The 13,153-nt window shown below is 60.7% G+C and carries 20 protein-coding genes; 13 read left to right on the forward strand and 7 right to left on the reverse strand.

Going from position 1 to position 13,153, the window contains the following annotated elements:
• Positions 1-70 precede the first annotated feature (70 nt).
• Positions 71-841 (reverse strand): TerC family protein, encoded by a 771-nt coding sequence (locus tag HV796_RS18250; protein WP_175227893.1) that lies wholly within the window; start codon positions 839-841, stop codon positions 71-73.
• A 127-nt stretch (positions 842-968) separates the two neighbouring features.
• Between HV796_RS18250 and HV796_RS18255 the strand changes: the two genes are divergently transcribed.
• Complete coding sequence (locus HV796_RS18255) at positions 969-1,850, forward strand: LysR family transcriptional regulator (RefSeq protein WP_175227894.1); 882 nt, start codon at positions 969-971, stop codon at positions 1,848-1,850.
• Between the two features lie 35 nt (positions 1,851-1,885).
• On the opposite strand, the gene HV796_RS18260 is transcribed toward HV796_RS18255, so the two are convergent.
• On the reverse strand, positions 1,886-2,290 hold the full coding sequence (locus HV796_RS18260; protein ID WP_175227895.1) for a TerB family tellurite resistance protein: 405 nt from the start codon (positions 2,288-2,290) through the stop codon (positions 1,886-1,888).
• Positions 2,291-2,546: 256 nt separating this feature from the next.
• On the opposite strand from HV796_RS18260, the gene HV796_RS18265 reads away from it, so the two are divergent.
• Positions 2,547-2,768 (forward strand): hypothetical protein, encoded by a 222-nt coding sequence (locus HV796_RS18265; protein WP_175227896.1) that lies wholly within the window; start codon positions 2,547-2,549, stop codon positions 2,766-2,768.
• A gap of 275 nt (positions 2,769-3,043) precedes the next feature.
• On the opposite strand, the gene HV796_RS18270 is transcribed toward HV796_RS18265, so the two are convergent.
• Positions 3,044-3,280 (reverse strand): hypothetical protein, encoded by a 237-nt coding sequence (locus tag HV796_RS18270; protein ID WP_175227897.1) that lies wholly within the window; start codon positions 3,278-3,280, stop codon positions 3,044-3,046.
• Between the two features lie 402 nt (positions 3,281-3,682).
• Here HV796_RS18270 and HV796_RS18275 point away from each other — a divergent pair, with 402 nt between their 5' ends.
• Complete coding sequence (locus HV796_RS18275; RefSeq protein ID WP_175227898.1) at positions 3,683-4,552, forward strand: slipin family protein; 870 nt, start codon at positions 3,683-3,685, stop codon at positions 4,550-4,552.
• Between the two features lie 36 nt (positions 4,553-4,588).
• Positions 4,589-5,398 (forward strand): PRC-barrel domain-containing protein, encoded by an 810-nt coding sequence (locus HV796_RS18280; protein WP_175227899.1) that lies wholly within the window; start codon positions 4,589-4,591, stop codon positions 5,396-5,398.
• A gap of 30 nt (positions 5,399-5,428) precedes the next feature.
• On the opposite strand, the gene HV796_RS18285 is transcribed toward HV796_RS18280, so the two are convergent.
• The gene (locus HV796_RS18285) at positions 5,429-6,148 is read right to left on the reverse strand and encodes a Crp/Fnr family transcriptional regulator (RefSeq protein ID WP_175227900.1); all 720 of its coding nucleotides are present in this window, start codon (positions 6,146-6,148) and stop codon (positions 5,429-5,431) included.
• Between the two features lie 454 nt (positions 6,149-6,602).
• Between HV796_RS18285 and HV796_RS18290 the strand changes: the two genes are divergently transcribed.
• From HV796_RS18290 to HV796_RS18300, 3 genes are all read left to right on the forward strand, one after another.
• On the forward strand, positions 6,603-6,872 hold the full coding sequence (locus HV796_RS18290; RefSeq protein ID WP_175227901.1) for a hypothetical protein: 270 nt from the start codon (positions 6,603-6,605) through the stop codon (positions 6,870-6,872).
• Between the two features lie 39 nt (positions 6,873-6,911).
• Positions 6,912-7,361 (forward strand): type II toxin-antitoxin system HicB family antitoxin, encoded by a 450-nt coding sequence (locus HV796_RS18295; protein WP_175227902.1) that lies wholly within the window; start codon positions 6,912-6,914, stop codon positions 7,359-7,361.
• A gap of 116 nt (positions 7,362-7,477) precedes the next feature.
• Positions 7,478-7,714 (forward strand): hypothetical protein, encoded by a 237-nt coding sequence (locus HV796_RS18300; protein ID WP_175227903.1) that lies wholly within the window; start codon positions 7,478-7,480, stop codon positions 7,712-7,714.
• Between the two features lie 70 nt (positions 7,715-7,784).
• On the opposite strand, the gene HV796_RS18305 is transcribed toward HV796_RS18300, so the two are convergent.
• From HV796_RS18305 to HV796_RS18315, 3 genes are all read right to left on the reverse strand, one after another.
• Entirely contained in the window at positions 7,785-7,991 is a 207-nt protein-coding gene (locus HV796_RS18305) for a hypothetical protein (protein WP_175227904.1), read from the reverse strand.
• 122 nt (positions 7,992-8,113) lie between these two features.
• Positions 8,114-8,269 carry a hypothetical protein gene (locus HV796_RS18310; RefSeq protein ID WP_175227905.1) on the reverse strand — a complete coding sequence of 52 codons (156 nt, stop codon included), beginning with the start codon at positions 8,267-8,269 and terminating at the stop codon, positions 8,114-8,116.
• 62 nt (positions 8,270-8,331) lie between these two features.
• Positions 8,332-8,484, reverse strand: a complete 153-nt coding sequence (locus HV796_RS18315) for a DUF3309 family protein (RefSeq protein ID WP_175227906.1) — start codon at positions 8,482-8,484, stop codon at positions 8,332-8,334.
• 137 nt (positions 8,485-8,621) lie between these two features.
• Here HV796_RS18315 and HV796_RS18320 point away from each other — a divergent pair, with 137 nt between their 5' ends.
• The 6 genes from HV796_RS18320 to HV796_RS18345 all read left to right on the forward strand — a co-directional run bounded on the left by HV796_RS18320 (position 8,622) and on the right by HV796_RS18345 (position 13,119).
• Complete coding sequence (locus HV796_RS18320; protein WP_175227907.1) at positions 8,622-9,206, forward strand: BPSL1445 family SYLF domain-containing lipoprotein; 585 nt, start codon at positions 8,622-8,624, stop codon at positions 9,204-9,206.
• A gap of 58 nt (positions 9,207-9,264) precedes the next feature.
• The gene (locus HV796_RS18325; RefSeq protein ID WP_175227908.1) at positions 9,265-9,411 is read left to right on the forward strand and encodes a DUF3096 domain-containing protein; all 147 of its coding nucleotides are present in this window, start codon (positions 9,265-9,267) and stop codon (positions 9,409-9,411) included.
• A gap of 107 nt (positions 9,412-9,518) precedes the next feature.
• On the forward strand, positions 9,519-9,722 hold the full coding sequence (locus tag HV796_RS18330) for a hypothetical protein (RefSeq protein WP_175227909.1): 204 nt from the start codon (positions 9,519-9,521) through the stop codon (positions 9,720-9,722).
• Positions 9,723-9,845: 123 nt separating this feature from the next.
• The gene (locus HV796_RS18335) at positions 9,846-10,301 is read left to right on the forward strand and encodes a hypothetical protein (RefSeq protein WP_175227910.1); all 456 of its coding nucleotides are present in this window, start codon (positions 9,846-9,848) and stop codon (positions 10,299-10,301) included.
• Between the two features lie 304 nt (positions 10,302-10,605).
• Positions 10,606-11,724, forward strand: coding sequence for a DesA family fatty acid desaturase (locus HV796_RS18340; RefSeq protein ID WP_425497096.1), 1,119 nt, complete (start codon positions 10,606-10,608; stop codon positions 11,722-11,724).
• A gap of 510 nt (positions 11,725-12,234) precedes the next feature.
• The gene (locus tag HV796_RS18345) at positions 12,235-13,119 is read left to right on the forward strand and encodes a manganese catalase family protein (protein WP_175227912.1); all 885 of its coding nucleotides are present in this window, start codon (positions 12,235-12,237) and stop codon (positions 13,117-13,119) included.
• Positions 13,120-13,153: the final 34 nt, after the last annotated feature.

The raw sequence follows: 13,153 nt of genomic DNA on the forward strand, positions 1-13,153 counted from the left end.
TCGTTAGCGCTTCCGATGGGTTCAATGTAGCGCGGAGCGCGGTGCGAAAGAATCTGGATAAGTCGAGTCTTTACTTCGAAAATTCCGCACTTTCGCGACCACGGGCTGCAGGCCGCGCCCTGGCACGCCGCGCGAGGATGTTCATGCCCTCGACGAACGCGGAGAACCCCATTGCGGCGTAGATGTAACCCTTCGGCACATGCGTGCCGAAGCCTTCGGCGATTAGCGCCATGCCGATCACGAGCAGGAACGCGAGGGCGAGCATCACGACGGTCGGGTTGCGTTCGATGAAGCGCGACAGCGGTCCGGCGGCGAACAGCATCGCGGTGACCGCGGCGATCACCGCGATAAACATGATCGGCACGTGCTGCGTCATGCCGACCGCGGTGATGATGCTGTCGACCGAAAACACGAGGTCGAGCAGCAGGATCTGGCTGATGGCCGCCCACGCGGTCAGTGTGCCGGCCGCGCTGGCGGTGTGTTCAGCGGTGCTGTCACGTGCGACGTGGTGGTGCATCTCGCGCGTCGCTTTCCAGACGAGAAAGAGACCGCCGGAGATCAGGATCACATCTCGCCACGAGAACCCGTGTCCGAACAGATCGAACGCGGGTTCGGTCAGGCGCGCGATCCATGCGACCGTCGACAGCAGCCCGAGTCGCATCACGAGTGCGAGCAGAATGCCGATGCGGCGCGCGCGGTCGCGCTGCGCGGCAGGCAGCTTGTTGCTGAGGATCGAGATAAAGATCAGGTTGTCGATGCCGAGCACGACCTCCATCACGACGAGCGTGACGAGTGCCGCCCATACGGTGGGGTCGGCGGCAAGAGCGAGCAGATAGTCCATGGAAGTTCGCAGTCGAAAGAGAGGGTGAGTCGAGTGGTGCGACAGGTGCGATCATCCGCTGCCTTGTGCTTCGGAGAAATCAGAGATAATCGCAGTTCGACATCGGTTTTTTCGAAGCGAGGTCTGTATGCTCAACTTTCGCCATCTGTATTATTTTTGGGTCGTGGTGAAGGAGGGCGGCTTTGCCCGTGCGGCGGAGCGCCTCGATATGGCCGTGCAGACGATCAGCGCGCAGGTCCGCGAACTCGAGAAGGCGATGGGCCGCCAGTTGCTGAAGCCCGCCGGCCGCGGCGTGACGATGACCGAAGCAGGGCAGGCGGCGTTCGGGCGCGCTGAGCAGATTTTTCATCTTGGTGCGACGCTGGTCGAAGAAGTGCGCGAGGCGGCCAGCGAACCGGCCGCGCGGCTCGCGGTGGGGCTGTCCGATGGCATCTCGAAGCTTGCCGCGCACGCGCTGCTCGCGCCGGTGCTCGATACGCCCGCGCTGCGGCTGCTGTGCCACGAGGGCGAGCACGGCGAACTGCTTGCGGAGCTCGCGCAGCATCGGCTCGATCTGGTGCTGGCGTGCCAGCCGGCGCCGCATAACAGCGACCTGCGCGTGTTCAGCGAGCGTCTGGTTGAGTCGCCGGTCGATTGGTACGGACCGGCTGCGCTGGTGCGCAAGACCGTCAAGGGTAGTTTTCCGGCCTGCCTCGCGGAGCTGCCGGTGCTGTTGCCGACCGGCCACGCGGCGCTGCGCGCGCGGCTCGACCGGTGGTTCGAGTCCGCGGGCATCCGGCCGAAGATCGTCGGCGAGTTCGAAGATAGCGCGCTGATGGCCGTGTTCGCGGCGCGCGGGCTCGGTGTGTTTCCGCTGGCGGAGCTGGGCGCGGAGGACCTGTCGCTGATGCGCGGGCTGCGCTGGCTGGCGCGCGCGGAGGGTGTCGCGGAGGAGATTCACGCGATACGGTCGCGGCGCGGCCAGCATCACCCGCTTGCCTTGCAGGTGCTGGCCGCGCCGCGCGCATGAAGGGCGTGCAAGGACTGAGGGCGCGGCCCGGTGCGTTAGATTGCGATCGTCGTGCGGTGCGGACGCCATGCGTCCAGCATCGCGGCCAGCAGCGCGATTTCGCCGTCGGCGAGATAGTCGTCGGCGACGGCGACCGCAAGACACAGCCGCATTACCTTGCGGCGTAGCGCGGGGTCGTCGATTTCGGCCATCAGCGTCGTGAGCGCATCGTCTTCGAGGTCGCCCGCCGGTGCGGCCCATGATGCGGGCCCAAGCAACTGGTCTTCGCAGAGCGCCTGGACGATGCCGGGAAATTCGCCGGGTGCGAGCCCGAGTTCGCGCGATACGTTGAGCCGGTCGAGCGCGCGGTCTTCCGAACTGCAGACGTGTCCGTCCGCGGTCAACGCGAGCGCGACGATACGCGCGGCGGCTTCGGGGCTGTTACGGGGATAGGTACGCATGACTTGATTCCTTTCGCGGATCAGGTCCGCAGTGATGGGAGCGCCTAGTTTCGCGGATGCATGCGATCGGATAAACCTGCAAAGGCGGAAGTGGAGCTTCGGAAAAAGCGAAGTGTGGGTGAGCGCGGCTTTTGCGCACATGGGTGCGTGCCACGATAGCTGGGTGACAGGTAATTCGGGTAATCTTTTAATGTTGTGTGCGGCCGAACGGGATACGTCCGGCCGCGGACAAACCTTTTGAAGCGACGAAAATACGATGCCAGCCACTCCTGACCATCCGAAAACACCCAAAAAACCGTCGAACGCGACGCTATACGCACTGACCTGGGTTATCGGGCTTGCGACGCTCGCCTTGGGGGCAGGCTGGCTGTACTGGTTTGTGATCGTCGAGCGCAACGAATTGCCTTGGGGCGCGTTGCTGCTGATTCCTTGCGTCGCGGTGATTGCGGCGGTGACGTTTCGTAATCACTTCAGGTGAACGACGGTTGTCCGGTTGCGAGCGCACCGGACGCCGGGCGCCTTTGCGCGTCGCGTGGGTGGGGTGGAGTGGAGTGCGCCAGGGGTTATCCCGGATCTGGAGCGTGCGTTGGAATAGCGACGGACGGCTTGCCTCGACACCTTCGCTATCTATGTATGGCCTGCCGCTGATTCAATGTCGCCCCACAACTATCACGCAATCCGGCGAGAAGGGGGGCGAAGAAGGCCCGCATTGAATCATAAAGACGATCGTAGGCTACGGGGAAAACCATACGGTCAGTCCGTGGGGCCAAGCAGAAGGTCAATTGCCGCCTGCCCGGCCACTTCCGCGATGAGGTATGCCCATCGCCGACTGAATGGGCCGTTACGCAGTTTTATGCGGGCACGCCGTGCGCCCAGGACTTCAATATTCTCGCTGCCCTTTATCTGGAAGGTCACGTCGAACATATCCTCTGCAGCCGGAGTTAGCTCGACATGAATCTCGAAGCCGCGGTATGTGATCAAGCGGTTCATGAAACTCTCCGTGTGCGTCGGACGCCGATTGTGCGCCGCCCCGGTCGGAACGGGATCGTCTTCAAAGCAAAAAAGACATCAGCCGACCTTGCCTCGCGCACCGTCATTCGACCCACATCACGCGCATCGGCGACGCCACGGACCGTCACATCGCAATCGGTAACCATGCGGATCACCTTGTTGTCGAGACACACTGGCAGCGCGCCGACGTTGCTCAAGACAACACAGTAGCCGCTGGACTGGCGTAAGCCGATTACGCGCCTTCTCGCGATGTTACGCGCCGACGGTCACGAAAGCCGTCCGCCACCGTACCGACTTTCGCCGTAGCAGCGCGCACAGTGGGCCAGCCACCTTCCGGTATGCACGCGCGGTGACCGCTATCTGCGATACGGAGCATTGACCATGAATCCCATCACACTTTCTCTTTCCATCGCAATCGCGCTGATCGCAGTCGCGGTCGGTCGATGGGTCGATGTCTATCTCGCGCCCCCGATTTTTCTCGTTGCCATCCTCGTCGCCGCGTCGGTGAAAGTCGCCAACGTGTGGCAAAAATTCGTCATCCTGCGTGTCGGGAAACTTCAGAGCGTTAGAGGTGCGGGACTTTTCCTGATCATTCCGGTGCTGGACAGCGTGGTCGCCATCATTGATGAGCGTGTCCAGACCACAGCGTTTAATGCCGAGCAGGCGCTGACGAAAGATACGGTCCCCGTCAACGTCGACGCGATTATCTTCTGGCACGTGCATGATGCACAAAAAGCGGCGCTCGCCATCACGGATTACCGGCAAGCAATCGACCGTGTCGCGCAGACGTCGTTGCGCGAGATGATCGGCTCCTCAATGCTGGCTTCGCTTCTGTCGGATCGTCGGGCCGCCGATGCACACTTGCGCGATGAAATAGGCGGCAAGATTGCGGACTGGGGCATCACGGTTCGTTCGGTAGAGATCCGGGATGTTGCGATTCCGGTGGCCTTGCAGGACGCGATGTCGAGGCAGGCCCAGGCCGAACGCGAAAAGCAGGCTCGTGTGATCCTTGGTTCCGCCGAAGCGGAAATTGCCGCAAAGTTCGTCGACGCTGCCCGGGTCTACGAAAACCACCCAGGGGCGCTGCAATTGCGCGCAATGAATATCATCTATGAAACAACCAAGGAGCGCGGCGCGACCATCCTGATTCCGAGTTCGATGATCGACAGCCTGAATCCACCGCTTGCGCTGGCCATTGCCGCGCATGACGTGGCGGGCGGGTCGCCGACGCCGCTCAAGACCGCAGCTTAGGCTCGCGCCCGGCGCCCATAGGGGGAGCATCGAATCATGCTACGCAATATCGAGAGTCTGAAGGGATGCACCGTGGCCGCGAGCGATGGAGAACTAGGCCTGGTTGAAGAGCTTTATTTCGATGATAAAGCGTGGGGCATCCGCTATCTGGTCGTCAAAACGGGAAACTGGATCGACGGGCGGCGCGTGCTGATTTCGCCCTACTCGGTTATCCGCACGGAGCCAGGGACGCTGAGCGTCCACGTCGAGCTCACGCGACAGCAGGTGCGCGACAGTCCTTCTATCGACACCCACAAACCGGTCTCGCGTCAGCATGAAGCCGAGTATTCCCGCTATTACGGTTACCCGACGTACTGGGGCGGACCGGACGTATGGGGCGTCAGCAGCTATCCGGCATTTAGCCGCGCGGTGCTGTCGGCTGGATCGCCGCAGGTTCGCGCGCAACTCCCGCCGTACGGTGACGAACCGCCGGGCGACAGCCATCTGCGTAGCACGAACGCGGTGGACGGTTACCACTTCGCGGCGGCCGATGGCGATATCGGCCATGTGTCCGGATTCATTTTCGACGATGAAGCCTGGACGATTCGCTATCTCACCGTCGACACGCAAACCTGGTGGCCGTCGAAGGAAGTGTTGCTGTCGACCGAGTGGATCGCGCTGATCGACTGGTTCGAGTCCACCATTTCGACACAACTGACACGCGACGCCATCAAAAGCAGTCCCGCCTATGACAGCAGGATTCCACTAGCGCGCGATTTCGAAACGCAGCTATTCGCGTTCTACGGCAAGGCGGGGTACTGGTCGGATGAAAGGACGGCGTTGCGACTGAAAGGAAGAGGGGCGTAGCCTGTGCGGCGCCATCAAGCGGCGCGACTTCTATAGCGCTTTCAGATCGGGTAACAGGCGATCGAATTCCCGTTTCACGACGCTATAGCACTCGCATACGCGTGCTTCCAGTCCGGGGCGGTTCAGCACTTCGATATGCCCGTGACTGTAGCGAATCAGCCCCGCATCCTGTAGTTTCAAGGCCGCCTCGGTGACGCCGGAGCGCCGCACGCCGAGCATGTTGGCGATGAGTTCCTGCGTCATCTTCAGTTCGTTGGATGGCAGGCGGTCTATGCTCAGCAGCAGCCAACGGCAGAGTTGCTGATCGATCGAATGATGACGGTTGCATACGGCTGTTTGCGCCATCTGGGTGATCAGCGCCTGGGTGTAGCGCAACAATAGCCGCTGCACCGGGCCGGCCCGGTGAAACTCTTCTTTCAGAATCCGCGCATCGAGGCGGTACGCTTCGCCGGCACTTTGCACGATCGCCCGGCTTGGCGTTGTCTCCCCACCCATGAATAGTGCAATACCGATGAGCCCTTCATTGCCGACGATCGCAATTTCCGCTGACGAGCCGTCTTCCATCACATAGAGCAGCGAGACGATCGCCGTCGTCGGAAAATAAACGTGATTAAGGCGATCGCCGGATTCATATACGACCTGGCCCAAGGGCATATCGACGCGCACCAGATGAGATGCCACGCGCGCCCACTCCCCTTCCTGCAGAACGGAGAGCAGATGATTTTTTCTTGCAGGGTCCACGTTTGCCATGTACCGCTCCTCGACATTCCGCTGAAAGCCGGGCGACAGCGGCCCACCGCCGCTCCGCGTCATGCGGCGAAGCGGCCCATTCAAATTATAGTTCGCGAGTTTCCGCGCGGGATTATGCCGGATACTGGCGCTATGCAGCGCAAAAAGACGAAAGTACTGCGGTATCGGCGAATCTCGATACCGGCCACCTCGTCGAGCTTTTGGAGAAGCTTCGCACGCGCGGACACGACAACCTTGCGTCGCCCGGGCAAGGTCGTTGGATGTCATCGCTGTCGTCCGATGAAGTGGCTGGCGAGAAGCCAGTTTTTGTCTTCACCCCCCGCGTGATTTCGTTTGCTTTGTGGCGGCATCAAGCGCATTGTGAAGTGATCCCAGATGGACTCGTGGCCGCCCTTTTCGCATCCGGATTGACACAGTTCGATGACGGTCAGCACCGCTTAAGGAGCACGTCATCATGACCATTCCGACCATCGAATACAGAGGGTACGAGCTGCGTGCGTACTCGCATCAGGAATTTCCGCTGCATCGTGACCCGTATGCCAAGGGTCCGCGGCAGTTCTCATCCGTCGTGCGAATCGACAACATTCAGCCCAATGCGGGCGAGCCGCGGCGTTATGCAACGCTGTTCGCTGCAACTCCCACCACCGCGAGCGATGCCATCGACCTCGCGATGCAATACGGCAAGGACATCGTCGACGGCAAGGTTCAGGCGAGTGGACTCTGATGCATCGAATGTCAGTCCATAGCTCGAGTGGAGCAGGTCATGCAATACCCCCTTTATGTCCACCGCGATGGCGACATTGGCTTTCGCGCCAGTTTTCCCGATTTTCCCCGCGCGGCTGCACGTGGCAACTCGTTCGATGAACTCAAACGCAATGCGCAGCAAGTGGTCGAATCGTTGTACGACCGCAGCGAGCAACTCATACCCGTTCCCACCTCCAGCACGTCGGAATTGCATGACCTCGACCTGGACGACGGGGAAGGCCTTTGGATGTTCGTCGACATTAATCTGGCGCGAGTCACCTCGAAAGCCGTGGGCATTCAGTTCAGTCTGCCCGAAGATCTGCTGCGGCAAGTCGATCTGGCAGCAAGAGAGCGGCATATGACACGCTCGGCGTTCATCACCCTGGCGGCCGTACACGAACTTGCGAGCCGGTACGAAGGGCAATTGTCTTGCGCGCCGGTTTCCCAATCCGGTTTAATGGCTGGATGATCGCGCTACGGCAACGTCGGAAATCAAGCCCGAACTGATGAGTCGCGCCATCCCGGCTGTCGGGGCGGCGCCACCCGCCGGTCGGCGAACCCGTTTGTCTCACACAGGAGAGCAGCATGAAACATGACCGGGTGAATGCGGAAGCGCTGGCAGAAACGAAACGATGCAGGGAAGCCATGCAGAATGCGACGGACGATGGTATGCCGGCCGCCGCGGAAATTGACGAGCGAGATGCTGAAAAGCCAGATGCTGAAAAGCCAGATGCCGCGGAGATCCCACACGGCAAGCCAAAGCAATGGGTCAGGCATGCGAGGAAATGGCTGGGTGCTGGAAGCGGCTTAATGCCGCCCTGACCATGGGCGGCTCAACAAAACGACGCCGCCTCGCCTGGAAACGGAGAAATAAAAAACCGGCACGATCGCCTTATTCCTTCCCGCCGCCGTTGATTCCGCTTCCAGTCCGCCATACCTGCTTGCCTTGCTCGGACAACTCGCCGCAACTGTGCTCGGCGTCGGCCTCCGTGCCTTCTACTGCCATGACGCCGCCCGCCTGCTCCTGCGCCTTCTGTTTCTGCTTGTGTCGCGCTGCGACGGCTTCATCGTGCGACCTGCCTGCATAGTCCAAGGTCATTTCGTCCACTCCTTCAGGGCCAGTCTTTACAACGTGACACTCCCGGTGCTTTCGGAAATCGTGTTAAGTCACTCCGTGCAGAAGCGAGTGATCCCGCTTCGCTGTGCATGGTCGAGGTCCGACTACAAACCGAGTCTGTCGCGCAGTCTGTCGATTACGTGATGCTCGTTCAGCCAGCGAATCTGCTGCTTGCGCGCTACGCTTTTGCGATACCGGTGAAGGGAGAAGCAGAAAATGAACGTCATGCCTGCCAGAATGCCCCACATCGCGTAAGTCATGGTGTTCCCTGGATTTGCGGCGTTGAAGATGGCCGGATTAACTTCTATCGAGACGGCGTGCCTTACATCTTTCCCATCAAAACCAGCACGAGGACGGCAATGGCGACCACTCCCAGCATACTGGTCGGGAAGTATCCCCACCTGCGGCTATGCGGCCATCGTGGCAGTGCCGCGACCAGCAGTACGACCGCGACGATCAGTACAAGAATGCCCATATCCACCTCGAATCCTTCTTTACCTCTGAGCGTTCAGCTTATTGAGCGGGCGAAGGCTTGTCTGTACGGTGTCGTACCGCTTGTCGATCTGTTATGGGTTAGCGTCGGAAACATCTGCAAACGAAGAGGAAACTGCGATGCTTCGACGAACATTCGTGTGGGGCGCACCCGGTTCGGTTCTCGCGATCGGCGTCGCACTGTCGGGCTGTACGACCACGATCTCGGCCGATTCGATGGGGCAGAACGACAAACGCCGTACCATCGACGCCGGAGTCGACTCGACGCTCACACGGCTTTACAACGTCGCGCCAGGTTCCCCGGAACTGGTCGGGAAATCGACTGGTATGTTGATCTTTCCGTCCGTGCTCAATGCGGGATTTGGGCTGGGCGGACAGTATGGTGAAGGGGCGTTGCGCGTCGGCGGCAGATCGGTTGCTTACTACAGCACGACAAGCGCGTCTGTCGGATTGCAGGTTGGCGCGCAAGCGAAAGCGATAGTCTTTCTGTTCATGACAGCCAATTCGCTGGAGCGCTTTCGCAGCAGCGAAGGCTGGTCAGCGGGCGCCGACGCTTCGGTGGCCGTTGTCAAAATCGGCGCGGACGGCAATGTCGATACGGGCCCCGCAACCGGACAGATCAGCGCCTTCGTGCTGACAAACGGCGGCCTGATGGCGGGCGCAACAGTCGACGGTACGAAGGTGAGCCGGCTTGAATCGCTGTAACGGGTGTTCCTTGGTCGCGGAGGTTCGTTCCCGTCGTCCGCGTCCGACTGGAGACAGCATGCACATACTGGTTAGCGCGGGTCCATTGGTTTCACTGGTTGCGGGCATACTGATTCTGCTTATGCCGCGCCTGTTGAATTACATCGTGGCGATCTATCTGATCATCATTGGGCTTCTCGGCCTGTTCGGGCATCATCTTCATTGATGCCGTGAGACCCGGTGCTGCCCCATGCCCTGTACGGTAGCGGGCGGACATGCAGAAGCGGTCCGCCCATACTCGCCGCTGGACATCAGGCATTGGCGGTGAACACCATGTTGCACAATCAATTCGAAGATGAACTGAGGCACCTTGAACAGATCATCCCGTTTCTTGTACGGGGCAGCCCGCTCGGACTCGAGTACTGGCGTCATCGCATTATTTCGCTGTCCGCGCACCAGCGTTTGCTACCCGATGGCAAGACCCGTATGGCCCGGCTTCTCACGCTATTCGATGAAATCGAGCGACTCTCGGCGTAAAGAAAACTGCCTGCATGCTGGCTTCCGAACAAAGCAATCACACGAGTCGACGATGACGCCTGCGCAAAAGACCACAGAGGTAGGGACGGGAGCCGCTGCTATCCCGACACGGGGGAGTGTTCGATGACTTCCCTGGGCGCTCCCACACGATTGAATGACCCACCTGGTGTCTGTTTCGACTTCGCGCGCATACAACTTGCCGGGCCCGGTTGGACGACGACGCGGAACGACTTCCGCGTTGCGGTTCGCATCCCCGATGCGGATAGCCTTGCGGTGGCGTGGAGCGCCCAGGTTGAAAGTCCCGTGCGTGCCGGTCTTTACGATGACGGCGTCGCTGACGTCATATGGTTCCTGTGTTTGTACCACCAGCGCATCGCGCTGCCGCTCGCCTATTTTTCAGACTCGTTTCCCCGACAGTGTGGCGCACATCTCGAAGGACGGCCGGTGAATTACTACAGGCATAACGGGAATTACGGCAGGCACTGGGAATGGCAGCACGACGTTTCGACGCAGTTGCAAACCTGCGATGGCGCAGCGGGAAAATTCGTCTACGCGTTGAACGTTACCGCGTGCGGCTAGCGGGCCGCCGATTGTGAACGCGGACCGCGCTTACCGGTGCGGCACCGTACCGACGGCTCATACGGACTCAGGCATGGTGAGGCTCACGTGCATGAACGCGCTCACGCTGTTCATTTTCAGCGCGCTTGTGCTTGCCTCGCCTGATTGATGGCAAGCGCTCGCGCGAGTCTATTGTCGCGCAACGGGTTCTCGAGTTGACGCTACGTTGCCATAGAGAGAGGCCGCCGTGTTCAGCACTTCACTCGCATTCTTCTCGCATGGCCTAAGCGCTTTCCCGTGGTGGAAGGTCCTGTTAGTCACGCTGATGTCGACGCATGTCACCATCATCAGTGTGACGGTCTACCTGCACCGCTGTCAGGCTCACCGCGCGCTTGACCTGCATCCTCTCGCCAGTCATTTCTTTCGCTTCTGGTTGTGGATGACGACAGGGATGGTCACGGGCGAGTGGACCGCGGTCCACCGCAAGCACCATGCGAAGTGCGAAACGCATGAGGATCCTCACAGCCCACAGATCAGCGGCATCTGGCAGGTGCTGCTTGGCGGCGCCGAACTTTACCGCATCGAAGCGAGGAACGAGGAAACACGGCGCAAGTTCGGCCACGGTACACCCGACGACTGGCCGGAGCGGAACCTTTATGGAAAGTATCCGAATCTCGGCGTCAGTCTGCTGATGGTGATCGACGTTGCGCTGTTTGGTGTCGTCGGCCTGTCGGTTTGGGCCTTGCAGATGATGTGGATTCCTTTCTGGGCCGGCGGCGTGGTCAACGGGCTGGGCCATTTCTGGGGTTACCGAAACTTCGGAACGCCCGATGCGAGCACGAATGTGATCCCTCTCGGCATCCTGATCGGTGGCGAAGAACTTCACAACAATCACCACGCTTACGCAATATCCGCCAAGCTGTCGAACAGATGGTACGAGTTCGACATCGGCTGGATGTACATTCGTATCCTTTCAGCGCTTGGACTGGCCACAGTCAGGAACGCGGCGCCCGGACCCCATCCGGTCAAAGGCAAGACGATACTCGACGACGAGACGCTGCAAGCGGTACTGCGAAACCGCTGCGAGGTGATGGCAAGCTATGCCCGAACGGCTGAACGTGCGTACCGGCGTGAACTTCTGCATGTGATGCACATTAGCCGCCGCGAGCGAGCGGTGCTGATGCGCGGCATAAGAGACTGGTTTCGCGACGGGCAGGCAGAGCATGACGGGACGTGCCAGCCGGCGCCCATGCGGCTATACGACAATGCCCCGACGCTGCGTGTCTGCGCCGAATTGCGCGTGGATCTGTCGGCAATCTGGGAGCGCTCGAATCGCTCCCGGGGGCAGCTGCTTTGTCAGTTGCAGGACTGGTGCCGTCGTGCCGAACAAAGTCGCATCGACGCTCTCAGGGAATTTTCGCTTCGTCTTCGCCGTTACGGTTGATGTCCGCGCAGGTACCGGGCGTCATAGGGATGGCCTTCTGGTGCCCATCCATTGCTGGCCGGCCGGCTTGATGGTCCCCCTCACGCTGACCCTTGCGTGCGCTTACCCGCTATTGTCGACCCCGCGTCCGAGGGCGGCGTCGTCGCTCCAGCTCCGGGAATCAGGAACATTGCCATGCAAAGCAGCACGGCAAGGGCGCCAGCTTTGAGAGCGAACGGCCGGCCCGGACACGCATCGTCTCAAACGTACCGGCAAACAGTGTAGAAACGGCGTCGTCGCTGTGCTCGCTTAGGGTTGGAGCTCCCTGACTGTACGCGCCCGTAAAGACTACTGATCGAGTCGGGCCGACATGCCGCTTCGTTGTCACGCACGGAGCAGCTCATCCGCGATGATTTCGTCCGTCTAATCGTGTACGCCCCCGTGGACAGCCAAAGGGTCGAGGAATGCCTGCGCGGGCACACCCCATGCGCTGGGTTGCAGACACCCAACCCAACTGGAACGGAGGTTCCCATGTTCATGCACAACAGGCTGCTGCAGTACACGGTGCGCGTAGGCGCGACCAATCCCGGTCTCGCAAACCTGATGCTCGAGCAGTTCGGCGGGCCGCAGGGCGAGCTTGCCGCTGCGATGCGCTACTTCACCCAGGCCGTCGCCGAGGAAGATCCGGGCCGCAAGGATATGCTGTACGACATTGCGACCGAGGAGCTCAGCCACCTCGAGATCATCGGCTCGATCGTGGCGATGTTGAACCGCGGCGCGAAAGGAGAGCTTGCTGAAGCGGTGGATGAGCAGGCGGAGTTGTACCGCAAGCTTAATGCTGCAGGCAACGATAGCCACGTCACCCAGCTCCTGCACGGCGGTGGTCCCGCGCTGACCAATTCAGGAGGCGTCCCGTGGACGGCCGCCTACATTGACACGATCGGTGAGCCGACCGCTGATCTGCGCTCGAACATCGCGGCCGAGGCACGCGCGAAAATTCTCTACGAGCGGTTGTTCAACGTCACAGACGATCCGGGTATCCGCGATGCGCTGGGTTTTCTGATGACCCGCGAAGTGGCCCACCAGAAATCGTTCGAGAAAGCGCTGTATGCGATATCGCCGAATTTCCCGCCGGGCAAGCTGGCACCGATGCCCGAATTCGCGAGCACCTACTTCAAGATGTCGCACGGCGGGGAGGGGGTTGGAGCGCCCTGGAACAGCGGCACCGGGCTCACGATGAAGGATGGCGAACCCGCGGTGGATGGCGGAGACGGTAACGCTTGGGTTAACCTCGATTCTGCCGAGAAAACGCCGCTGTCCGCGATGGCCGCGCGCCTTCGGTCGGATCCGGAAAGCGATCCGATGACTGGCGCGGAACTCGGCAGCGCAGAGGCGCTTTCCGACGACGTACTGTGACTGGAATTTCCGCCGTTTTACTTACGAACATCAT

This window comes from Paraburkholderia humisilvae (assembly GCF_902859855.1).
Classification (GTDB): domain Bacteria; phylum Pseudomonadota; class Gammaproteobacteria; order Burkholderiales; family Burkholderiaceae; genus Paraburkholderia; species Paraburkholderia humisilvae.